Source organism: Yinghuangia aomiensis, from assembly GCF_039542225.1.
Lineage (GTDB): Bacteria > Actinomycetota > Actinomycetes > Streptomycetales > Streptomycetaceae > Yinghuangia > Yinghuangia aomiensis.
This window is the reverse complement of the sequence record NZ_BAABHS010000040.1, coordinates 35,626-57,658: the sequence shown is the minus strand read 5'-3', so window position 1 is coordinate 57,658 and position 22,033 is coordinate 35,626. Positions and strand designations below refer to the sequence as shown.

The 22,033-nt window shown below is 72.5% G+C and carries 16 protein-coding genes, 1 other RNA gene and 1 pseudogene; 4 read left to right on the top strand and 14 right to left on the bottom strand.

The features are described from left to right. Window positions 1-105: 105 nt before the first annotated feature. Both ABEA93_RS35745 and ABEA93_RS35740 read right to left on the bottom strand, forming a co-directional pair. Window positions 106-408 carry a DUF3039 domain-containing protein gene (locus ABEA93_RS35745; RefSeq protein ID WP_345680098.1) on the bottom strand — a complete coding sequence of 101 codons (303 nt, stop codon included), beginning with the start codon at window positions 406-408 and terminating at the stop codon, window positions 106-108. Window positions 409-513: 105 nt separating this feature from the next. Continuing rightward, window positions 514-1,071, bottom strand: coding sequence for a YqgE/AlgH family protein (locus ABEA93_RS35740; protein ID WP_345680112.1), 558 nt, complete (start codon window positions 1,069-1,071; stop codon window positions 514-516). Between the two features lie 662 nt (window positions 1,072-1,733). On the opposite strand from ABEA93_RS35740, the pseudogene murA reads away from it, so the two are divergent. Continuing rightward, window positions 1,734-3,050, top strand: a pseudogene (gene murA, locus ABEA93_RS35735) (UDP-N-acetylglucosamine 1-carboxyvinyltransferase); the annotation flags it as partial. A gap of 287 nt (window positions 3,051-3,337) precedes the next feature. Here the strand turns inward: murA and ABEA93_RS35730 are convergent. Continuing rightward, window positions 3,338-3,619: an HU family DNA-binding protein gene (locus ABEA93_RS35730; protein ID WP_345680097.1), complete on the bottom strand. Its 282-nt coding sequence runs from the start codon at window positions 3,617-3,619 to the stop codon at window positions 3,338-3,340. A 233-nt stretch (window positions 3,620-3,852) separates the two neighbouring features. Continuing rightward, a complete protein-coding gene (locus ABEA93_RS35725; RefSeq protein WP_345680096.1) occupies window positions 3,853-5,253 on the bottom strand; it encodes an NAD-dependent malic enzyme in 1,401 nt (466 codons plus the stop codon). Between the two features lie 914 nt (window positions 5,254-6,167). Here ABEA93_RS35725 and ABEA93_RS35720 point away from each other — a divergent pair. Together ABEA93_RS35720 and ABEA93_RS35715 are read left to right on the top strand one after the other, a co-directional pair. After that, entirely contained in the window at window positions 6,168-7,436 is a 1,269-nt protein-coding gene (locus ABEA93_RS35720; protein ID WP_345680095.1) for an AGE family epimerase/isomerase, read from the top strand. Further along, a complete protein-coding gene (locus ABEA93_RS35715) occupies window positions 7,433-8,407 on the top strand; it encodes a carbohydrate kinase family protein (RefSeq protein ID WP_345680094.1) in 975 nt (324 codons plus the stop codon). Before ABEA93_RS35720 ends, ABEA93_RS35715 begins: the two co-directional genes overlap by 4 nt. A 1,031-nt stretch (window positions 8,408-9,438) precedes the next feature. On the opposite strand, the gene ssrA is transcribed toward ABEA93_RS35715, so the two are convergent. The 6 genes from ssrA to ftsE form a co-directional block, all read right to left on the bottom strand. After that, window positions 9,439-9,806, bottom strand: a transfer-messenger RNA (tmRNA) gene (gene ssrA, locus ABEA93_RS35710). A 166-nt stretch (window positions 9,807-9,972) separates the two neighbouring features. Then, window positions 9,973-10,515: an SsrA-binding protein SmpB gene (gene smpB / locus ABEA93_RS35705; RefSeq protein ID WP_345680093.1), complete on the bottom strand. Its 543-nt coding sequence runs from the start codon at window positions 10,513-10,515 to the stop codon at window positions 9,973-9,975. A 63-nt stretch (window positions 10,516-10,578) separates the two neighbouring features. Beyond that, window positions 10,579-11,694 carry a S41 family peptidase gene (locus ABEA93_RS35700; protein ID WP_345680092.1) on the bottom strand — a complete coding sequence of 372 codons (1,116 nt, stop codon included), beginning with the start codon at window positions 11,692-11,694 and terminating at the stop codon, window positions 10,579-10,581. An 86-nt stretch (window positions 11,695-11,780) separates the two neighbouring features. Next, window positions 11,781-13,040: a murein hydrolase activator EnvC family protein gene (locus tag ABEA93_RS35695; RefSeq protein ID WP_345680091.1), complete on the bottom strand. Its 1,260-nt coding sequence runs from the start codon at window positions 13,038-13,040 to the stop codon at window positions 11,781-11,783. Window positions 13,041-13,274: 234 nt separating this feature from the next. Further along, window positions 13,275-14,189: a permease-like cell division protein FtsX gene (gene ftsX / locus ABEA93_RS35690; RefSeq protein WP_345680090.1), complete on the bottom strand. Its 915-nt coding sequence runs from the start codon at window positions 14,187-14,189 to the stop codon at window positions 13,275-13,277. A 148-nt stretch (window positions 14,190-14,337) separates the two neighbouring features. After that, window positions 14,338-15,027: a cell division ATP-binding protein FtsE gene (gene ftsE, locus ABEA93_RS35685; protein ID WP_345680089.1), complete on the bottom strand. Its 690-nt coding sequence runs from the start codon at window positions 15,025-15,027 to the stop codon at window positions 14,338-14,340. Window positions 15,028-15,282: 255 nt separating this feature from the next. Here ftsE and ABEA93_RS35680 point away from each other — a divergent pair, with 255 nt between their 5' ends. After that, window positions 15,283-15,471 (top strand): hypothetical protein, encoded by a 189-nt coding sequence (locus ABEA93_RS35680; RefSeq protein WP_345680088.1) that lies wholly within the window; start codon window positions 15,283-15,285, stop codon window positions 15,469-15,471. Window positions 15,472-15,594: 123 nt separating this feature from the next. On the opposite strand, the gene ABEA93_RS35675 is transcribed toward ABEA93_RS35680, so the two are convergent. The 4 genes from ABEA93_RS35675 to ABEA93_RS35660 all read right to left on the bottom strand — a co-directional run bounded on the left by ABEA93_RS35675 (window position 15,595) and on the right by ABEA93_RS35660 (window position 21,701). Then, window positions 15,595-16,440 (bottom strand): hypothetical protein, encoded by an 846-nt coding sequence (locus ABEA93_RS35675; protein WP_345680087.1) that lies wholly within the window; start codon window positions 16,438-16,440, stop codon window positions 15,595-15,597. 272 nt (window positions 16,441-16,712) lie between these two features. After that, entirely contained in the window at window positions 16,713-17,825 is a 1,113-nt protein-coding gene (prfB, locus tag ABEA93_RS35670) for a peptide chain release factor 2 (RefSeq protein ID WP_345680086.1), read from the bottom strand. A gap of 22 nt (window positions 17,826-17,847) precedes the next feature. After that, window positions 17,848-19,932 (bottom strand): protein kinase domain-containing protein, encoded by a 2,085-nt coding sequence (locus tag ABEA93_RS35665; protein ID WP_345680085.1) that lies wholly within the window; start codon window positions 19,930-19,932, stop codon window positions 17,848-17,850. A 125-nt stretch (window positions 19,933-20,057) separates the two neighbouring features. Continuing rightward, window positions 20,058-21,701 carry a serine/threonine-protein kinase gene (locus ABEA93_RS35660; RefSeq protein WP_345680084.1) on the bottom strand — a complete coding sequence of 548 codons (1,644 nt, stop codon included), beginning with the start codon at window positions 21,699-21,701 and terminating at the stop codon, window positions 20,058-20,060. Window positions 21,702-22,033 lie beyond the last annotated feature (332 nt).

Genomic DNA, 22,033 nt, shown 5'->3' with positions numbered 1-22,033 from the left:
AGATGTGCGCGCCGCGGACGCTGCCGCGACGCGCACCGGACGCGGCCGGCGGCCGACGCTCGCCGGGAGCCGCCGTACCGCGCGGCCGCGCAACGAGGCCGAGGGCTACTTGTCGCCGCCCTTGCCGCCCTTGTCGCCGTCGCCGCCCGGGCCCATGGACTCGTAGATCTCCTTGCACATGGGGCACACGGGGTACTTCTTCGGGTCCCGGCCCGGCACCCACACCTTGCCGCACAGGGCGATCACCGGAGTGCCGGTCATGGCACTCTCCATGATCTTGTCCTTCTGCACGTAGTGCGCGAAGCGCTCGTGGTCGCCGTCGCCGTGCGAGACCTGCGGGGTCTCCTCGACGAGCGTGGAGGTGCCGCCGACGCGCTCGGGCTCCGGGTAGTCCTGCGGAGTGGTCATGGGTCCGATTCTACGGGGGGACGGACGTGCCGACCCGGGCCGGGCAAGGCCGCCGCCCTCCCCCGCCCGGATGCGCCGACCGGGTGCCCCGCCGACCCGGGCCGCTCAGTTCAGCGACGGGTCTTCCGGATAGGTCGCGACCATCGCCAGCTCGCCGCGCTGGCGGCGCAGCACCGCCCGCCACAGGCGTTCCGGCTCGGCGCTGAACGCGTCGCCGGGCTCGGACTCGACGACGTACCAGGCACCCTCGCCCAGCTCGGCCTCCAGCTGGCCGGGGCCCCAGCCCGCGTAGCCCGCGAAGATCCGCATCGACCCGAATTCGGCGCCGACCACCTCGGGCGGCGCGTCGAGGTCGACCAGGCCGAGGCGGCCGAAGACCTGCCGCCAGCCGATCGGCTCGCCGCCGCCGGGCACCGACGCGATCGCCAGTGCGGAGTCCATGGCGACCGGACCGCCTTGGAACACCACGGCCGGGCCGGTGACCGCCTTTTCCCACCCGGCCAGCACGTCGTGCACGTCGACCGGGGTCGGGCGGTTGAGGACGACGCCGTGGGCGCCCTCCTCGTCGTGGTCGAGCACGAGCAGCACGCACCGGTCGAAGTTCGGGTCGGTCAGCGCGGGCGTCGCCACGAGCAGGCGTCCGGTGAGCGAGACCTCGGTCATGCGCCCATGATCCTGCATGCCGGCCGCCGGAGTCTCGCCTCCGGCCGACTCCCCGGGAATCCCGGGCGCGCCCGGCGGACTCGCCGGGCCGCCCGGGCTTGCGGAGCGCCCCGCGTCACCGGGCCTTCCGGGGCCGTCGGGGCTTGCGGGGTGTTCGATCGCGCGCTGCGCGGTGTGCGCGACGGTGCGGACGGCCTCGACGACCTTGTCGCGAATCCCGGCGAGGAAGCCGCGGCGGCCGACCGGCCGGCCCGCGCCTGCGGCCGCGTCCGGACCGGCGCCGGCCGGCGTCCCGGATGCGGCGCGGTCCGGAGCCGCGCCCGGGTCAGCCATGCGCCCGGCGCGGCCGCGGCGTCCGCCACGCACCCCACTCCCTCGTCCCGTACGCCCCCACACAGCACACCAGCCCCACGTGTAACACCCGCAGCCGTCGTCCGAGGTCCCCGACGCGGCCACCGCGAGGGGCGACGCGCCGGAAGGACCAGGGTCCCGAATCCCGCTCCCGTCCGAGGTCCTGTGCCCGCCAGGGCCTCCGACAATGCACCTTCCCGGCCAACGAGCGCGTACCGTTGTCCGCTGTTGTCCACACGTGCCGCGCGTATCCCGCACGGCTTGTGTGCTCCGTCCGAAGTCGGCCACTTCCGTCCAGGAACGCGAGATTCATGAAAGACGACGTGCTGTTCGTTCACGGTGGTTCCCCGCTCGAGGGCGAGGTCCGGGTCAAGGGCGCCAAGAATCTGGTGCCCAAGGCGATGGTGGCGGCCCTGCTCGGCGAGGAGCCGAGCCGGCTGCGCAACGTCCCCGGCATCAGCGACGTGCACATTGTGCGCGGCCTGCTCCAACTGCACGGGGTGGCGGTGTACGAGGGCGACGAGCCGGACGAGCTGGTCATGGACCCGTCGTCGGTCGAGCTGGCGAACGTCGCGGACATCGACGCGCACGCCGGCTCCAGCCGCATCCCGATCCTGCTGTGCGGGCCGCTGCTGCACCGCATCGGCCGGGCGTTCATCCCGGACCTGGGCGGCTGCCGGATCGGCGACCGGCCGATCGACTTCCACCTGAACGTGCTGCGCGAGTTCGGCGCGACGGTGGACAAGCGCCCCGAGGGCCTCTACCTGGAAGCGCCCGGCGGACTGCACGGCACCAAGATCGAACTCCCGTACCCGAGTGTCGGCACCACCGAGCAGGTCCTGCTGACCGCGGTGCGCGCGGAAGGCACCACCGAGCTGCGCAACGCGGCCGTGGAGCCGGAGATCATAGACCTCATCTGCGTGCTCCAGAAGATGGGCGCGATCATCTCGGTGGCGACCGACCGGGTGATCCGGATCACCGGTGTGGACCGCCTCGGCGGCTACACGCACCGGGCGCTGCCGGACCGCCTGGAGAGCGCGTCGTGGGCGTGCGCGGCGCTGGCGACCGGCGGCGACGTGTTCGTGCGGGGCGCGCGGCAGCTGGACATGATGACGTTCCTGAACGTGTTCCGGCAGGTCGGCGGCGCGTTCCGGGTGGACGACGACGGCATCCGGTTCTGGCACCCGGGCGGCCGGCTGCGCGCGATCGCGCTGGAGACGGACGTGCACCCGGGCTTCCAGACGGACTGGCAGCAGCCGCTTGTGGTGGCGCTCACGCAGGCGTCCGGGCTGTCGATCGTGCACGAGACGGTGTACGAGTCGCGCCTCGGATTCACCTCCGCGCTCAACCAGATGGGTGCCACGATCCAGCTCTACAACGAGTGCCTCGGCGGAACGCCGTGCCGGTTCGGGCAGCGCAACTTCCAGCACTCGGCGGTCATCTCGGGCCCGGCGAAGCTGCACGGCGCGGACCTGGTCATCCCCGACCTGCGCGGTGGTTTCTCGTACCTGATCGCGGCGTTGGCCGCGGAGGGCAAGTCGCGCGTGCACGGCATCGACCTGATCAACCGCGGCTACGAGGGCTTCCTGGGCAAGCTGGAGGCTCTCGGAGCCCGGGTCGGGCTGCCCCCGGCCGACCCCCAGCCGCAAGCCCCGCAGACGGCGTCCCAGGGCGTTTCCGGCGGTCTGGCCGCCCGCGCGGCCGACGAGGCCGGGGTGGTGGCCGACGACCGCGGGGACGAACTCCCGGAGACGGTCGGCCAAGGCGTGGCCTGAGCCGGACGCGCGCCGCCCGGGGGGCGGCGCGCACCGACCAACTTGTTCGACCACCTGCGTCGACGCCGAAGGGCGGTTCCCGTACCGGGAACCGCCCTTCGGCTTACGTGCGATCGAGTGCGCTCAGCGAGCGCGCCCGGTCACTTGCCCTTGGCGGCGTCCTTGAGCTTCGAGCCCGCGGAGACCTTGACGCTGTAGCCGGCCGGGATCTCGATCGGCTCGCCGGTCTGCGGGTTGCGCGCGGTGCGCGCCGAGCGGTGGGTCCGCTCGAAGCTCAGGAAGCCGGGGATCGTGATCTTCTCGTCGCCCTTGCTGACGATCTCACCGACGACCTCGGCGAAGGCGTTCAGCACGGCGTCGGCGTCCTTGCGCGTGACGTCGGCCCGCTCCGCGAGGGCGGCCACCAGCTCACTGCGGTTCATGTATTTCTCCCGTGGTCTTTCCAACTCGCTGTTCTTGCCCCGGGGACGAATCCTGCACGTATCCGGGCCCGGAACCTAATCAGGGACACGCCGAATCACGCGGAAAGCCCCGTGATTTGGCGGGTCGTGGCAGATTACGGGCCCGAATCGGGGCTGTGCACGCCCGCCACACCCCGACGATACGACCAGCATTCGTACGCTCGTCGCACCGCCCGGCATACGGCGGGTCCCGATCATGATTGCCGACGGTCCTCGAGAACCGCGTCCCGGACGGCGGCCGCGACGACGTTCGACACTTCCGGGTGGAACACACTCGGAATGATGTAGCTGGCGTTCAGCTCGTCGTCGGTGACGACGGAAGCGAGCGCCCGAGCCGCGGCCAACAACATGTCTGTTGTGATGTGCCGGCTCTGCGCGTCGACCAGTCCGCGGAACACCCCCGGGAAAACCAGAACGTTGTTGATCTGGTTGGGGAAGTCGCTGCGGCCCGACGCGACGACCGCGGCGTGCTCCTGGGCGACCGCCGGGTAGATCTCCGGCTCCGGGTTGGCGAGCGCGAACACGATCGCGTCGTCGGCCATCTTCGCCACGTCGCCGCCGTCGATGACGTTCGGCGCGGAGACGCCGACGAACACGTCCGCGCCGACCACGGCTTCCTTCAAAGTCCCGGTCAGGCCCTCGGAGTTGGTGTGGTCGGCGATCCACCGCAGGTCGTCGCCGAGGTCGTCGCGGCCGCCGTGCACGACACCGTGCACGTCCGCGACCACGACGTCGCGCAGGCCGGCGGCCTGCAGCAGCTTGAGGATCGCCGTGCCGGCCGCACCCGCGCCGGACATCACCAGGCGGACGTCCTCGATCTTCTTCCCCACCACCCGAAGGGCGTTGGTCAGCGCGGCGAGCACGACGATGGCGGTGCCGTGCTGGTCGTCGTGGAAGACCGGGATGTCGAGGGTCTCGCGCAGACGGCGCTCGATCTCGAAGCAGCGCGGCGCGGAGATGTCCTCGAGGTTGATCCCGGCGAAGCCGGGGGCCATCAACTGGACGGCCCGCACGATCTCGTCGGGGTCCTGCGTGTCCAGGCAGATCGGCCACGCGTCGATGCCGGCGAAGCGCTTGAACAGCGCGGCCTTGCCCTCCATGACCGGCAGCGCGGCCTTCGGGCCGATGTTGCCGAGGCCGAGCACGGCCGAGCCGTCGGTGACAACAGCGACCGTGTTGCGCTTGATCGTCAGGCGGCGCGCGTCTTCCGGGTTCTCCGCGATCGCGAGACACACGCGCGCGACACCCGGGGTGTAGATCATCGACAGGTCGTCGCGGTTGCGGATCGGGTGCTTGGCCTGCATCTCGATCTTGCCGCCGAGGTGCATGAGGAACGTCCGGTCGGACACCTTGCCGAGGGCCACACCCTCGATCGCGGCGAGCGCTTCGACCAGCGCGTCCGCGTGGTCGGTGGACGACGCGGCGATCGTCACGTCGACGCGGAGCCGCTCGTGCCCCGATGCGGTGACGTCCAGGCCCGTGACCGAACCCCCCGCGGATTCCACCGCGTTGGTGAGCTGGCTGACCACGCGGCCCCCGGCGGGGACCTCGAGTCGGGCGGTGATCGAGTACGAAGCGCTCGGCGCTGCGGGCATGAAGCAGTCTCCTCAACAGTTCGGTGCCATGGCACGGCACCGCAGACGATCGTCTCACTTCGCGGGACAGAACGACGAAACGGCACCCGCAAGCGGCGACAGGCGGTGGCCCGGGGGCCCAGGAGACGGGGGAGGTGAGGGGGTGACGGACCGGGGACGGGGGTGGGGCACGGGGCGACTGGGGGTGTGGGAGCGCGAGCGGGGGGTGATGGCGACGTGTCGTGCGTGGGCTGGAGAGGAGGCACGGGGCGACCACGCGGGCGGGGCGTGAACGTGGGGTGACGGCGGGGGGATCCGGGAGCGGGGGCGACACCGAGGGAGTGAGCGAGAGCGCGAGGAGGGTGGGAGCGGGCGCGGCGGTCAGTGCGGGTGGGCAAGTCGTGCGAGGCAAAGCGTGTGGCGAGCCAACGCGGCGCGGGGACAGCCCCCGGGCGTCTGCGCGGGGGCAGACGAGCTCCGGGGTGCGCGTGCGTGAGCGGTACAGGGCGCGCCTCGGACACCCCTACCGTTGCCCGTCTTCGCCCCGCCTCCCCCCCGTCCTCGACCTCGCCTTCGTCGCCGCCCTCGGGTCCGTTCCCCCTCCGCAGGCGGTCTCGGTACCCCGCCGCCGTCTCCGCGCAAACTGTGATCCGCGTCCATCCGCGACCGCCTTCCGCTTCCGGGCGGGTCGGTTACTCTGGTCATGGCACCGGCTCGATCCAAGCCCCCGGGCCCAACCATTAGTCCCTACGAGGGACCACTTGCCGAGAGGCGAGCATTGGCGGGTCGGTGTCGTAGTCCTGACGGAACCGGCGGCTCTTCGGAGCCGCCGGTTCCGTGCTTTCCGGACACATGGCGCACCCGGTCGGGTGCCCGCCGCCCCCGCCCGGCGCGTTCCTGCCGCGTCCCACCGCCCCGGTGGGACGATGTGCGCGATGAACGCCTCACACCACGGGTCCCGCGACCCTTCCTGGGTCGCTCTGGCCGCACACCGCGCGTGGCTCGACGCGGAAGGCGGCCGTCTGCTGCGGTTCGGCACCGCCGCCGCACCCGCCGCCGGCGCGGGCTTCGCCTGGCTCGACGCCTCCGGCACGCCCGACCCGGCATCCGGCGTCCAGCTGTGGATCACCGCGCGAATGGCTCATGTGTACGCGCTGGCCCACCTGCGCGGCCGCCCCGGCGCCGGCCCGCTCGCCGACCGCGGTCTCGCGGCCCTGGACGGCCCGCTGCGGGACGCGGAGCACGGGGGCTGGTATCCGGCCATCCCCGAACCCGGCAAGCCGTCGGACGGCCGCAAGACGGCGTACGGACACGCTTTCGTCCTCCTCGCCGCGGCAAGCCTGACCGTTGCCGGACGAGCGGGCGCCAAAGCCTTGCTGGCCGACGCGTGCGACGTCATGGAATCCCGCTTCTGGGACGACCGGCGCGGCTGGGTCCGCGAATCGTGGGACCGCGCCTGGCAGGAGCCCGAGGCGTACCTCGGCGCGAACGCGAACATGCACGCGGTCGAGGCGTTCCTGGCCGCGGCCGACGCGACCGGCGACGGGGTGTGGCGCGACCGCGCGCTGCGCATCGCCGAGTTCTTCGTCGACCACGTGGCCCGCTCGCAATGGTGGCGGGTCCCCGAGCATTTCTCCGCCGACGGGCACATCGTGCCGGAGTACCACGACACCAACCGGGCCGACCCGTTCCGCCCGTACGGCACGACACCCGGCCACGCGCTCGAATGGGCGCGCCTGCTGCTCAACCTCGAAGCCGCGCTGCCCGACCCGCCGAACTGGCTCGCGGAAGCGGCACGGTGGCTGTTCGTCGTGGCGGTCGGCGCGGGGTGGGACGCCGACGGGCAGCCGGGCTTCGTCTACACGGTCGACCACGACGACCGCCCCGTGGTCCACGCCCGCATGCACTGGGTGATCGCGGAAGCAATCTGCTCCGCCGCGGCCTTGCACCGGCGGACCGGCGACCTGGTCTACGAGCACTGGTACCGCACGTGGTGGGACTACTGCGCGCAGTACGTCATCGACGAACATGACGGCAGCTGGCACCACGAACTCGACGCGGACAACCGCCCGGCATCCACGGTCTGGGCCGGCAAGCCGGACATCTACCACGCCTACCAGGCCACCCTCCTCCCCCAGTTGCCCCTCGCGGGCAGCGCCGCAGGCGCCGTACGCGACGCCGCCTCCGGCGGTGAAGCGGCATGACGGACACACGCGCCTACCCGATCGCCGTCGCCGGCGAGAACGTCATCGACCTGGTCCCCACCGGCGCGGACACCTACCGTGCGCTCGCCGGTGGCAGCCCTGCCAACATCGCCATAGCGGCGACCCGCCTGGGAAGCCCCGCCTCCCTCATCGCCCGCGTCGGCTCCGACGCCTTCGGCACCCGCATCCGCAACCGCCTCGCCGCCGACGGCATTTCGCCCCGCTACCTGGTCGACGCCGCGGAACCCTCCAGCCTCGCCGTCGTCACTTTCGACGAACATCGCCGCGCGGCCTACGACTTCTGGTTCACCGGAACCGCCGACGGCCAGTGGACCAGCGACGAACTCCCTGACCCCTTGGGCTCCGACGTCCAGGCCCTGCACGTCGGCTCGGTCGCGCTCCACCTGGAGCCCGGCGGCACCGCGCTGTTCCGCATGATCCTGCGCGAACACGCCCGCGGCGCCGTGACATTGACCTTGGACCCCAACGTCCGCCCGGACATCGCCGGCGACGTCCCCGCGATCCGCCGCCGCCTCGAAGCCCTGGTCCCCCTCTGCGACGTGGTGAAGGCCAGCGACGAAGACATGCGCCACCTCTACCCCGACCTCGACCCGGTCGAAGCCGCCCGCCTCTGGCGAGACTCCGGCCCGGCCCTCGTCGTCGTCACCCAGGGCCCCGACGGCGCCACGGCGGTCACCCCCCACGAGGCCGTGGCGGTGGGCGCCCCCGAAGCCGAGGTGGTCGACACCGTAGGAGCAGGCGACGCCTTCATGGGCGCCCTCCTGCACGCCCTCGCCACCCGCGACCTCCTCGGCGGCACCAACGTGGGCACCCTCCGCGCCCTCCCCCCGGACGACCTCCGCCCCGTCCTCGAATACGCCACCGCCGCCGCCACTCTGACCTGCACCCGAGAAGGCGCCAACCCCCCGACAGCCGACGAGCTGGACGCCTGGCTCAAGTCCTCCGCCTGACGAAACTCCGGGGACCCCGAGCAGCGGAGCCGCGCCCCGGAAGCAGGCGCACGGGCCCTGGCCAGGCGCACCCGGCGGTCGTGGCGAGGCAGGCACAAGCGGCGGTAGTGGTGGGGGCGTCGGGCACGAGGTGCCGCGGGCGTGAAAAGTGCGGGCATGCGGGCGGCGAGCGCGGTCGGGCGGCGAATCCCCCACCCGCCCCCCGAAGCCCCCGCGAGTCCTGGCACTCGGCACGCCGGCGCGTGTCGGCGCGGGCGCGCAGCTCAGCGAGGTTGCAAGAAGTCCAGGAGCCCTGCACACGGCGCGGGCTCTACGAACGACGCGGCAGCGCGACGCATAGCTGGGCGCCGGGGCGGGGTGTTAGGCACACCGGGCCGCACACGTCGGGGTCGGGGGAACTGCCACGCCCAGGTCGCGCGTGACCCGCTTCGTGAAGCCCCCAGCTGACCACGGCTTTCGCCGCGGCGCCGCGAGCGCCGAGGCGGAGACATCCGAAATGAGCGCCCGAGGCCGACAGCCCGGAGCACCGCGCGCCGAAACGAGAGCACCGGGCACCCGGCACCCCCAAGCCGCACAACCCCCAGCCACAAACGCAGACCCCAACAACGCAATCCACCCGCGGGCCGGAGAAGCCCACAGCCCGCGCCCCCTCACCTGCGAACGCGGGGGGTCGGCCACGCGCGAGGCGAATTGGCGGAAGTTCGAGAGAGCACAGTCACGCGAGCGGCGCCCAACCCACCACACCCCCGACCGCAAGCCCACAATTCCAGCCGCATGACGCCCCCACAGGCCTGGATACACCAGCACAACCCCACCCGCAGGCCCAAAACCGCGGCCGCTTGCAAAGCCCCACCACAGACGTAGACACAACAAAGCGACCTCAGCCGCGGGCCGGATAACCCCACGCCCTGCGGTCCCTCACCTCAGGCGGGGGGTGCGGGTGGCGGAGCCCCCGCCGGCGGCGAAGCCGCACAAACAGACGAGCCGACTATGGCCGCGGGGTTTGCGGCCATAGTCGGCTCGTCGGAAAGGGGTGGAGGTGGCGGGAATTGAACCCGCGTCCTGAAGTGCGAGACCAGAGCTTCTCCGAGCGCAGTCCGCTGTGCTTTTCTCAGCCCCGGCAATCACGCGGACAAGTTGCCGACGGGCTCAGTTACTGTTTGATTTTCCGGACTACCCCGTAACCGGGTAGGACGGTGGAGTCCCCTTGATTATGCCAGGATCCGGGACGGGGACGCGCCCGGTCTGACACCTTCGAAGCTCGCTCAGGCGGCGAGGGCGAAGGAATCGCGCTTGGTATCGGCGATTATTTGTTTCGGCCTGTGGTTAACGAGATCATGGCCGCTTCCTCGGCTCGCTTCCTCTGCTCCGACATCTCCAGTCGAAACCGATCACCCCCTATTGAGTTTTCAAGCGTCGCACCAAGCCTCGGCTTGAAACGGTCGCCTCCCGAACACACCTGACCGGGCGACGGCCGGTGCCATCGTACGGTTCAACGCCGCCGACGGTCCACTTCATTCCCCCGCGGGTCGCCCCACGGGACACGAAGCCGCCACGCGACGGCCTCAGCCTTCGGTCTGCCGCCGGATCGCCGCGCTCATCGCCTTCTCCGCCTCGCGCTTGCCCTGCTTCTCGATCAGGGTCTGGCGCTTGTCGTACAGCTTCTTGCCGCGGGCGAGCGCGAGTTCGACCTTGACCCGGCCGTCCTCGTTGAAATAGATGCTGAGCGGGACGAGCGTGGTGCCCGAGTCGTTCAGCTTGTTCTCCAGTTTGGCGATCTCGAGGCGGTGCAGCAGGAGCTTGCGCGGGCGGCGCGGTGCCGAGTTGTTCCAGGTTGCCTGGAAGTACTCGGGAATGTGCGCGTTCCGCAGCCACACCTCGCCGTTGTCGATCGTCGCGAAGCCGTCCACCAGCGACGCCCGGCCCTGGCGGAGGGACTTGACCTCGGGGCCGGTCAGGACGACGCCGCATTCCAGGGTGTCGTCGATGTGGTAGTCGTGCCGCGCCTTCTTGTTCTGCGCGACGAGCTTGCGCTTGGGAGCCGCCTGGGCCTTCTTCGACTTCGTCGGCTTCCCGGGGATCTGCACGATGGTTGGTCGCTTAGCCATGATCTCCGCATTGTCGCCCATCGGCGGCCGTCCCGGCCACGGGGTTGACGCCCGGCCGCCGCGTCACTCGTCCGCGAGCCCCTCCAGCACCTCGACGCCGCGGGTCTCCGCCTCCCCGGCCGGCACCGCGATATCCGGGTCGATGCCGCGTCCGTCCACGGCGTGCCCGCCGGGCGGGTACCAGTGGCCGATGGTCAGGTTGAGCACGCCGCCGTCGCCGAGCGTGGTGGGCGCCTGGACGGAGCCTTTGCCGTAGGTGGTGCTCCCGACCACGACCGCCCTCCCCCGGTCCCGCAGCGCGGCGAGCAGCACCTCGGCCGCGCTGGCCGTGCCGCCGTCGGCGAGGACGACGACCGGGGTGTCGGTGTCGCCGGGCGGCCCCGCGACGTCGAGTTCACGGCGCCCGCCGGTGCCGTCGTCGTACGAGACGACCGGGCCGGGCGGCAGGAACGCGGACGCCACCGCGGCGGCCTCGTCGACGAGCCCGCCGGGGTTGCCGCGCAGGTCGAGCAGGACGCCCTCCGGGGCCCGGGCGAGCGCCGCGCGGACCCGGTCCGCGGTGCCGCGCCCGAAGCCCGCCACGCGCAGCCACAGCAGGCCGGTGTCCGGCACCGGTTCGGCGGTCACGTCGGTGCCGGTGAGGATCTCCCGGACCAGGTCGACCGGGCGGGCGCCGACCGCCAGCGTGACCGGCGTGCCGACGGGGCCGCGCAGCGCCGCGACCACGCCCGCGAGGCCTAGGTCGCCCGCCGGGGTGCCGTCGACGGCCGTGATCTCGTCGCCTTCCACGATCCCGGCTCGCGCCGCGGGTCCGGCCGGCTGGACGTACGCCACGGTCACCCGCCCCGCCGCCTGGCGCACGGTCAGCCCCACGCCGGGATAAGTGCCGTCCACCTGCCGCCGATAGCCGCTCACCGCGTCGGCCGGGTAGTACGCCGCCCACGGGTCGTCGAGGACCGACAGCAGCTCGCGGGCCTCGTCCGGGCCCAGCGGCACACCGTCGAGGGGAACTCCGCCGGGCGGTAAAGGCGTACGCAACCGCGTCTCCGCCCCGCGCTGCCCCGGGACCGCCGCGTCGACGGCCGTTTCGTGCCACGCCCCGGTGGCCGCGCCGGTGGTCAGCGCGGCGCCGAAGGCGAGGGCCAGCACGGCCCTGCGGCGTACCCGACCCGACGTCATGGCGGGAGCATAGGGCACCCGCCCGCACCGGAAGTCCAACCCCGCGCGATCCGGGCGCGGGGCCCGCACGGGGTCTGGAGCGGGGTCTAGAGCCAGGTCTGCGGGTCCGCGAACTCTCCGTCCACGAGCACCTCGAAGTGCAGGTGGGCGCCGGTCGACCAGCCGGTGGTGCCGACCAGGCCGACGGTGTCGCCGCGGCGCAGCCGCCGGCCTTCGTGCACGTCGATACGGGAGAGGTGGTTGTAGGTGGTGGTGAGGGCGATGCCGTTGACCCGGCCGTGGGACACGACGACGCGGTTGCCGTAGGCGGGGTTGTAGCCGGCGGCGATCACGGTGCCTTCGCGGGCCGTGTGGGCGGGGGTGCCTTCGGAGGCACCGAAGTCGGTGCCGGTGTGCAGCTTCACGTAGCCGAGGACCGGGTGGAAGCGCATGCCGTAGACGGACGTCACGGCGGCGTCGATCGGGTAGGACAGCGCCCCGGTGCGGCCGCGCGAGACCCCGCCGCCGTCACCTGCGGAAGCCCCGTCCCCTGACGGCGCGTTCAGTCGGTTGACCAGTTCGGTGAGTCGGCGCTGTTCGGCCTGGAGGGCTTCGTAGCGCTGCTGGTCGGCGGCCTTCTCCTGCTGCGCGGTGGCGAGCGCGGCCCGGCGCTGTTCGACGAGTGCGGCGACGGAGGCGGAGGCCTTCTCGGCTTGGGCTTCCAGGGTGTGGACTTCGGAGAGCTGGCCAGCCGCGGCTTCCTGCTGCGCGCGGACGTCGTCGCGGGCGCGCGCCAGGGCCTTCTGGCGGCCGTCGGTCTCGCTCTGGATCTCCCGGAGCCGGGCGAGGGTGGATTCGTCGGCGCGAAGGAGGGCGCGGTAGCCCTCCAGACGGTCGAGGAGTTCACCAGGGGTCTCGGCGTGCATGATCACCGAGAGCTGGGCGAGTGCGCCGTTCTGGTAGGCGTGCGAGGCGACTTGGCCGAGGGCGTCGTGCATCGCGTCCATCGCGGAGCCGACGTCGGCGAGCTGCTGCCGGGCGGTGGCCTCGTCGGCGACGGCGCGGTCGAGCCGGGCCCGGAGTTCGGTGTCGCGGGCGCGGGCCGCGTCGAGGCGGACACGGGCCTGGTCGAGGGCGGACTGCGCCTCGGGCATGCGCGCGTTCGCGTCGGCATAGGCGGTCTCGGCGGCCTCCAGGCGCTGCACCGATCCGTCGAGGTCGGTGCGCACCGCGGCGACCTGGCGGTCGACGTCGGCCTTCGCGGTGCCGGCGTCGTCGTCGGCGCGTGCGGTCCCCCAGCCGATCGCCGCGCCCGTGGCCGCGATCAGCGCCAGGAGGCCGATCCGTCGGCGGTGTGTGGGGCGCATGTCCCACAGGTACCAGGAGTCGCGGGCCGGATTGCCGCAATCCGATGCATTAAGCAGCTTTTCATTTGATTTGCCACTCGAATGGCCGTGAGGCGCACCACCGATCGGCCCGGAAAACGTGGAAGCCGCGCGGCGCACACAACGCCGCGCGGCTGCCCCCATGCCGAAAATCCCGAGAATGCCGAAACTGCCGCAGTGCCCGAAGCCCGGCGGCCCGATGCCGCAGGACCCGGGTCAGACCTTGAGGTATTTCCGCAACGTGAAGAACGACGCGATCGCCGACATCCCGATGCCCATGATGAACAGCCACGGCAGCACCGCAAGCACCTCGTTGAAGCCGATGAGCTGCTGGCTGAGCATCTGGATCGAGTCCGCCAGCCCCTTCTTGACGCCGAAGTAGTAGCCCAGGCTCAGCAGCCCCGACGCGACGACCGCGCCCACCATGCCGGCCACCGCGGACTCCAGGATGAACGGCCCCTGGATGTAGAAGTTGGACGCGCCGACCAGCCGCATGATGCCGGTCTCCCGGCGCCGGCTGAACGCCGAGACACGCGCGGTGTTGACGATCAGCAGGATCGCCACCACAAGCATGAACGTCATGATCCCGTAAGCCGCGTACCGCGCACTGGTGAGCAGGTCGAAGAAAGGCTTGAGCAGGCTTTTCTGGTCCTGCACCGACTGCACCCCGGCCCGGCCGCGGAACGCGCTGGAGATGACCTCGAACTTGGTCGGGTCCTTGAGCTTCACGCGGTAGGACTCGGGGAGCTGGTCCGGGGTGAGGCTGTCGCCCAGCGGCGAGTCCTTGTTCTGCTCGCGGAAGTGCGTGAAGGCCTCCTGCTTGCTCTCGAAGTAGATCTTCTCCACTTCGGGCATCTTCTTCAGGTCCGCCGCAATGGCGTCCCGGTCCGCGTTGGAGACCTCGCCGCCGAGGCAACCGTCCTTCTTCGGGTCGGTCTTGTTGCACAGGAAGATCGAGACCTCGACCTTGTCGTACCAGTAGTCCTTCATCGAGTTGGCCTGGGTGCTCACCAGCAGGCCTGCCCCGAACAGCGTCAAAGACAGCGCGACACTGACGACGACCGCGATCGTCATGGTCAAGTTCCGGCGGAGACCGATTCCGATCTCTTTCAGCACGAACGTGGCGCGCATGATGTCCTAAATGTTCGGCGGCGTCGTCATCGGGGACGCCGGGTCGGTGGTCGTCGGTGCCGGACGAGGCCGATCCGCGCAAACGCGCCGGAGACGCCCCCGTCGGGCCGTGCGGAGGCCGGGCCGCGCGACCCGGCCTCCGCACTTGTCAGTGCTGGTAGCCGTAGACGCCGCGCGACTGGTCGCGGACCAGGTGGCCCTGCTCCAGTTCGATGACGCGCTTGCGCATCTGGTCGACGATGGCCTGGTCGTGGGTCGCCATGATGATGGTCGTGCCGGTCCGGTTGATCCGGTCCAGCAGCTTCATGATGCCGACGCTGTTCTGCGGGTCCAGGTTGCCGGTGGGCTCGTCCGCGATGAGGATCATCGGCCGGTTGACGAACGCGCGTGCGATCGCCACGCGCTGCTGTTCACCACCGGACAGCTCCCCCGGCATGCGGTCTTCCTTGCCGGCCAGGCCGACCAGGTCGAGCACCTCGGGCACCACCTTGCGGATGGTGCCCTGCGGCTTCCCGATGACCTCCAGCGCGAACGCGACGTTCTCGCGGACGGTCTTCTGCGGCAGCAGGCGGAAGTCCTGGAACACCGTGCCCATCTGGCGGCGCAGCGCGGGGACCTTCCAGTTGGACAACCGGCCGAGGTCCTTGCCGGCCACGAAGATGTTGCCCGTCGACGGCCGCTCCTCCTTGAGGACCAGCCGCAGGAAAGTCGACTTCCCGGAGCCGGACGACCCGACGAGGAAGACGAACTCGCCCTTCTCCACCTCGAGCGAGACGTCCTGCAGCGCGGGCCGGGGTTGCTTCGCGTAGGTCTTGGTGACGTTGTCGAATCGGATCACGGTTGCATCACAGCGCGCCATCCTAGGGGGCAAGGGCGTCGTACGGGGGCAGTCCTCCGGGGAGGGCCGCCGGCGCGCACTGGGACGCTATCGCCCCCACGGCCGGGCGCGAAGGCCAGGTGCGCTAGGCCACAGGCGTGGCCACGGCAGGAGTCTAAGCGGCACAGTGGAGGGCGACGGGAACTTCCGGGGGCCTCGTATGCGTTGTAGAGAGACGACCAGGCGGGTCGGGCCTGCCGGGCCGAGGAGGACGTCATGACGTGTGAGCACTTGGTGTGCGCCAATTGCGCCGGGCCGGTGAACGAGGGCCGATGTCCGGTGTGCCGTGCGTCACGCGAGCGCATACACCGCGAAGGCGGCATCTCGGTGCCCCCGGTCGTGCTGGCCGCCTTGGTCACGCTGATCGTCATCGCGGCCGTCGTCGCGCAGCGGCTGGCGGGCTAGCACCCGCGCCGCGGCAGCGCAGTACCCGCTGCCGCCCCATCGAACCGTGAAACGCCGAACCGGCGTACGCCCTGCTCGGGCGTACGCCGGTTCGTGTGCGTTCGGGCGCCTCGCGATCCGCGCTCAGGCGGCCGCCGCCGGGCGGCGGCGCTCCAGGCGCTTGGGCAGCAGCGTGAAGCCGAAGCCGCCCGCGGTCATGCCGACTCCGCCGATGAGCAGGAAGGCCGTGTTGGCCCCGCGTCCGGTGCTGGCGAGTTCCTGACCGCCGGTCGCGGCCGCACTGGCGTGCGGGGACGCGGTGCCGGTGCCCGCGCCGGGCGTGCTGCCCGGCGCCACGGTGCTCTGCGCCTCGGCCTGCGTCGGCTCCGCGGTGGGCGGTGGGACGGGCGTGGCACCGCCGTAGTTCCGCTGCGGGCCCTTGCCGCCGCCGGACTGGCCGTCCGAGGCGGACTTCCCGGTCCCGGTGGACGGGCAGTCGACATCGAGTACCCCACCGGAGCGGCGTACGTCGCAGCCCCGCGCGGTGGGCTCCGCGCTGCCTGTGCCGCCGGTCGGCGTGGTCGCCGCGGGGCTTCCGGTCGCCGGGGCGGTGCCCGACGTGGCCGCCGGGCTCGTCGTCGGCGCGGCGGTCGTGCTGCCGGCCGGCGAACTCGCCGAGGTACCGGGCGCCGTCGTCGCCGGCGCGGTGGCGGTCGAGCCGCCCGCACCCGGCAGACCGGGCAGTCCCGGCAGTCCCGGCAGTCCCGGCAGCGTCGGCAGGACGCTGGGCAGGTCGATGAGCTTCTTCGGGTGGTCGGTGGACTGGCCCTTCGGCGTATCCGTCGCCGTGCAGCCCTGGTCCTGCGAGCCGTCCGCACACGCGTCGGGACCTTCGGCGGCGGCGATCCCGGCCACCGCGAGCGAGGTCCCGGCGACGAATACGCCGGCCGCCACTATGCGCACTACACGGGCGCGTGTATTTCCCGTCATCCGCCGTCCTTGGTCGGTCTGGGTGCCCTCGCACTCCGGCTCCCCCGCGCCGCACAGCCTTGTGAAGACGCACGCGCAGCGTCAAGGACGATCTACGAGGGTTGCCCGCCGATGCCCGGTTTAGGCGGCGAATTCGCCGTGCCCGTACGCCGGTTCCGCGCGGACTCAGGCGGAATCGGCGCGGATCCGGACGCTCGGGCGCGCCGGGCGCGGCCCGGACGCGCCGCGGCACCGGCTGCCCGTGCGGGGCGTCCGGTGCCGGAAGCGGCCGCTCAGGCCGCGGCGGTCTGCTGCTGCTTGCGCCAGCGGATGCCGGCCTCGATGAAGCCGTCGATCTCGCCGTCGAGGACCGACTGCGGGTTGCCGACCTCGAACTCGGTGCGCAGGTCCTTGACCATCTGGTACGGGTGCAGGACGTACGACCGCATCTGGTTGCCCCACGACGAGCCGTCGCCCTTGAGCGCGTCCATCTTGGCGCGGTCCTCCTGGCGCTGCTTCTCCAGGAGCTTGGCCTGGAGGACGGCCATCGCGCTCGCCTTGTTCTGGATCTGCGAGCGCTCGTTCTGGCAGGACACCACGATGCCGGTCGGGATGTGCGTCAGACGCACCGCCGAGTCGGTCGTGTTGACGCCCTGGCCGCCCGGGCCGGACGAGCGGTACACGTCGACGCGCAGGTCCGACTCGTCGATGTCGACGTGGTCGGTCTGCTCGACGACCGGCAGCACCTCGACGCCCGCGAAGGACGTCTGGCGGCGGCCCTGGTTGTCGAACGGCGAGATGCGCACCAGGCGGTGCGTGCCCTGCTCGACGGACAGGGTGCCGTAGGCGTAGGGCGACTTGATCGCGAAGGTCGCCGACTTGATGCCGGCTTCCTCCGCGTAGGAGGTGTCGTAGACCTCGGTGGAGTACCCGTGGCGCTCGGCCCAGCGGGTGTACATGCGCAGCAGCATCTCGGCGAAGTCGGCGGCGTCGACGCCGCCGGCCTCGGCGCGGATGGTGACGAGCGCCTCGCGGGCGTCGTATTCGCCGGACAGCAGGGTGCGGACTTCCAGCTCGTCGACGGCCTTGCGGACGGCGCCCAGCTCGGTCTCGGCCTCGGCGCGGGTGTCCGCGTCGTCTTCGGCTTCGGCCAGCTCGAACAGGACCGCGACGTCGTCGATGCGGCGGCGCAGGTCTTCGACCTTCCGCAGCTCGCCCTGGAGGAACGACAGACGGCTGGTCACCTTCTGCGCGTTCTCGGGGTTGTCCCACAGGTCGGGCGCGGCCGCGGTCTCGTTCAGCTCCGCGATGTCGGCCCGCATCTTGTCCAGGTCGAGGACCGCCTCGATCGACTCCATGGTGGATTCGACGGACTTCAGCTCTTCGGAAGGATCAATGGCAGCCACGCCCCAATGGTACTGGTCGCCGTCAGGCGGACGGCGCGACCTGGATCTGGCCGCTCTGGGTGCGCACGTAGACGTCCACCCGGCCCGCGCCCGCGGCGACCGCGGCGGCGCCGTCCTGGGTGCTCTTGGCCAGGTCGACCGGCCGCCACGGGTCGGTGTCGGCGGCGCCCGGCACCGCGCCGGAGAGCCGGCCGGCCGCGTCGGGGAGGACGACCACCAGGCCGCCTTCCGCGGTCCAGGCGGCCGCCGGGCGGCCCGCGCCCGCGATGCCGATCCGCTGGGGTTCGCGCCAGGCACCGCCGGTGAACGGGACGCGCAGCACCGCGTGGTCGCCCGCCCGCACGACGAAGGCGTCGACGGTGCCGGGCGCGGACGCGGTCAGCGCGGGCGCCTGCTCGATCCGCGGCGCGCTCGGCACCGTGGAGAAGCCGGTCCACTGGCCGTTCGCGAGGGTCCCCGAGGCGAGTGCGTCCCCGGACCGGACGACGACCTCCATGCGGTCGCCGGACATCGTGGCGGCCGGGGCCCCGGTGATCCGGGTCTTGGCGTCCAACCGGACCCAGTCGCCCCACTTGCCGTCGGTCAGCGAGCAGCGGTACAGCAGCCGGTCGGCGGCGCCCACGGCCAGGGCGTCGACACGGCCTTGCCCGGGCGACACCAGCGCCAAGTCTTCGCCGGCCTTGAACGCGGGGAGTCGCTGCCAGTCGGCGTACTGCGCGCCGTCGCCGCTGGTGGCCCACGGCTGCCCGGCGCCGTCGCGCTGCACGACGTACGTGCGGTCCGCCGTGGCCTGCGCGGCCGCGGGGCCGCCGGTCAGCTGCACCGGCGGCACCGGCAGACCCGCCCAGCGCGGCCAGGACGGCACGCGCGCGGCCTGCGCCGCGGTGTCCGGGGTGGCGTCGGCGGACTTCGCGGCGTTGCCCGGCGTGCCGTTGACGCCGGCGCCGGTGCTCGGCGACACGGTGCTGTTGACCGGCTGCCGGGGCCCCGGGTCGTCGCCGCGGCCGCTGTACCACCAGCCGATCGCGCCGCCCGCGGCCAGCACCAGCACGATCGCCGCGGTGGCGACGGTGCGGCCGCGGCGCTTGCGGTGCGTGGTGCGGTGCCGTGAGGGGGTGATGGGCGGGGCCGGGAACGTCGGCCGGGCCAGGTTGGTGTGGGTGTCGCGCGACGAGTCCGGCTCGGTGCCCGACACCAGCGGGACGACGCCGGCGGGGAGCGGCGGCGGGGTTTCGCCGCGGTGCGCGCGGCCGTCCGGGTGGCCGCCGTCCGGTGCGGGCACGTCGAAGCGCGGCAGGCCGGCCAGCGCGGGCAGTGCGGCGCGCAGCCGTTCGCCGACCTCGCGCGCGGTGAGCCGGGCCGCGGGGGCCTTCGACAGGCACGCGGCGAGGACTTCGGCGACCGGTGCGGGCAACCCCGGGATGCCGGGCACCGGTTCGGTGACGTGCCGGCGCAGTACGGCGCCGGGGTGGCCGCCGCCGAACGGCGTCCAGCCGGTGAGGAGTTCGTAGAGGACGGTGCCCAGCGCGTAAACGTCGACGGCGGCGGTCGGCTGGAGGCCCTCGATGATCTCGGGGGCCAGGTAGTCCGGCGTGCCGATGATGCGGGTCGCGCGGGTGCGGCGCGGTGCGTCGACGAGCCGGGCGATGCCGAAGTCGGTGAGTTTCGCCCGGACTTGGCCGCCCCGGGTGTCGAGGAGGACGTTCTCGGGTTTGACGTCGCGGTGGATGACGCCTTCCGCGTGCGCCGCGGACAGTCCCTCGGCGACGTCGGCGCAGATGGCCGCGGCCGGCGCCGGGGCGAGGACGCGTTCCTTCTCCAAGCGGGTGCGCAGGTCCGGGCCGTCCACCAAGTCCATGACGAGCGCGAGGTCGGAGCCGTCCACGACGAGGTCGTGGATGCCGACGATCGCCGGGTGGTCGAGGCTGACCAGCGCGGTGCGTTCTTGCACGAACCGGGCGACGAGCACTTCGTCGGACGCCAGGTCCTCGCGCAGCAGTTTGATGGCGACGGGCCCTTCGGGTCCCTCGCCCGCCCAGACGGTGCCGCTCGCGCCACGCCCGAGCACCTTCAGGGCGACGTACCGGCTCCCAATCCTGCGTGCCACTCCTGCTCCGTCCTCGGCGTCCGTGCCTTCCGAAGGCTACCTGCCGCGACCCGCGGTGCCGTGCGGTGTCGCGGACCGGGAGCCCGGTGTCGCGCCCTGAGGGAGCGTCAGGGGCGCGCGGCGGGTCAGCCGGCGCCGGGCAGGCCCGGCAGGTTCTGCAGGCCGTCCTTGATCTTGTTCGGGTCGATCTTCGGAACGTTGCTCGGCAGCTTGGCGGTCGAACCATCCCCGCCGCCACCGCCGTCGCCGCCGCCTCCCCCGTCGAAGAAGTCCTTGGCCTTCTCGTACCAGCCCTTGATCTCGTGGAACACGTCCACGGCGTCGTTGAACCAGCCGTGCAGCGGGCTGAACCAGAAGATGGCGAACAGGATCGCGCCCATGATGACCAAGCGCATGAGGCAGCCGAGCGTGCAGCCGACGCCCGGGATGCGGCTCGGCCGGAAGCCGCCGCGGCGGCGCTCGCGAGGCTCACGGGGTTCGCGCGGCAGGCGCGGTTCGCGGACCCGGCGCGGCGGTTCGACGTCCGGCGGACGCGGCGCCTCGCGCTGCGGCGGGGGTTGCGGGGGCGCCATGCGCGGCGGGGGTTCGGGGGTGCGGTACGGGGCCTGCGGCCGGCCGTAGCCGCCGGGCGCGTTCTGGCTTGCGTAGCCCGCCGGTTCGTCGCCGCGGAACATCGGCTGCGGCGGATAACCGGGCGGCGCGGCGGCCGCGGGTGCGGGGCGGTAGGGCGCGGGCGGCACTTCGTCCATCACGCGCGTCGCGTCCGGGCGGCCGGGCGGCTGCGGCGGGCCGCCGCGGGGCACGACCCGGGTGGGGTCGTCGGCGCCGGGCAGGCGCGGGCCGGGCGCCCCGGGGCCGCCGGAGGCGCCGAAGGCCGCCCCGGCCAGGCCGGCCGCGGACGCGGCGAGGAGCCGGCCGAGCGAGCCGTCGTCGGGGCGGTTGCCCGAGACGATGTCGGCGGCGAGCCGCAGCGCGCGGCCGAGGCCGTCCGCGTCGGGGCGCAGTTCGGGCTGCTTGGCGAGGCAGCGTTCGGTGACCGCCCAGTACGCGTCCGGCATGCCCGCCGGGCGCACCGGCGTCTCGGCGAGGTGCCGGTGCAGCAGCGCGATCGGGTTGGAGTCGGTGAACGGCGGATGCCCGGCGACCAGCTCGTACAGCACGACGCCGGCCGCGTAGATGTCGACCGACGGGGTGAGCGGGCGGCCTTCCGCGGACTCGGGGGCGACGTAGCTGGGGGTGCCGACGAGTTCATGCGTGCGGGTGAGCGCGGGCGATTCGGCGAGTCGCGCGATGCCGAAGTCGGTCAGCATCGGGTAGAGCGAGTCGCCGTTGCGGTTGAGCATGATGTTCGCGGGCTTGAGGTCGCGGTGGATCACGCCGTCCGCGTGCACGACCCGCAGGGCGTCGGAGACCTGGGCCATCGTGAGCGCGGCGGCCGCGGGCGGGAGGGGGCCGTTGTCGCGCAGGTAGGTGCGCAGGTCGGGGCCGTCGATGAGGTCCATGACCAGGGCGAGCAGCTCGCCCTCGACGACCAGGTCGCGCACCCGCACGAGGTTGGGGTGGTCGAGTTTGAGCAGCAGCGAGCGTTCGCGGAGGAAGCGGGTGACGACGTCGGGGTCGCCGGCCAGCTCCTCGCGCAGCACCTTGACCGCGACGACGTCCCCGGTGTCGCGGACGCGGGCACGCCAGACGGTTCCGCTGGCCCCGCGGCCGAGCGTCTCCTCCAGCAGATACTTGCTTCCGACCGGCCGGTCCACGGCTCTCCCCATGCGTGCTGGCTTCTGGGCACCCACCCTATGGCGCGCGCCCGGGACTCGTCAGGGTCCCTCGGGTGCGGGGACGCGCGTGGCGCGCACCCGGTTCGCCGGGTGCCCGCAGGTCCCAAGATCATTCCCATTCGCGCGCGCGGAGTGCCATCCTCGTCCCGGGTGCGAGGATGCGGGGATGATGGCGGGGCGGAGTGCGGAGACCTACGGGGCGCGGGCGGCGGAACGGTCCGGTGGACGGCGGAATCCGGGGCACTATCCGGGGCAGCCGTAACGGCGCCAGGGCCGAGACGGCGGCGGGCGCAGCGGTGGGCAGTTCCGAGCGGCACACGAGG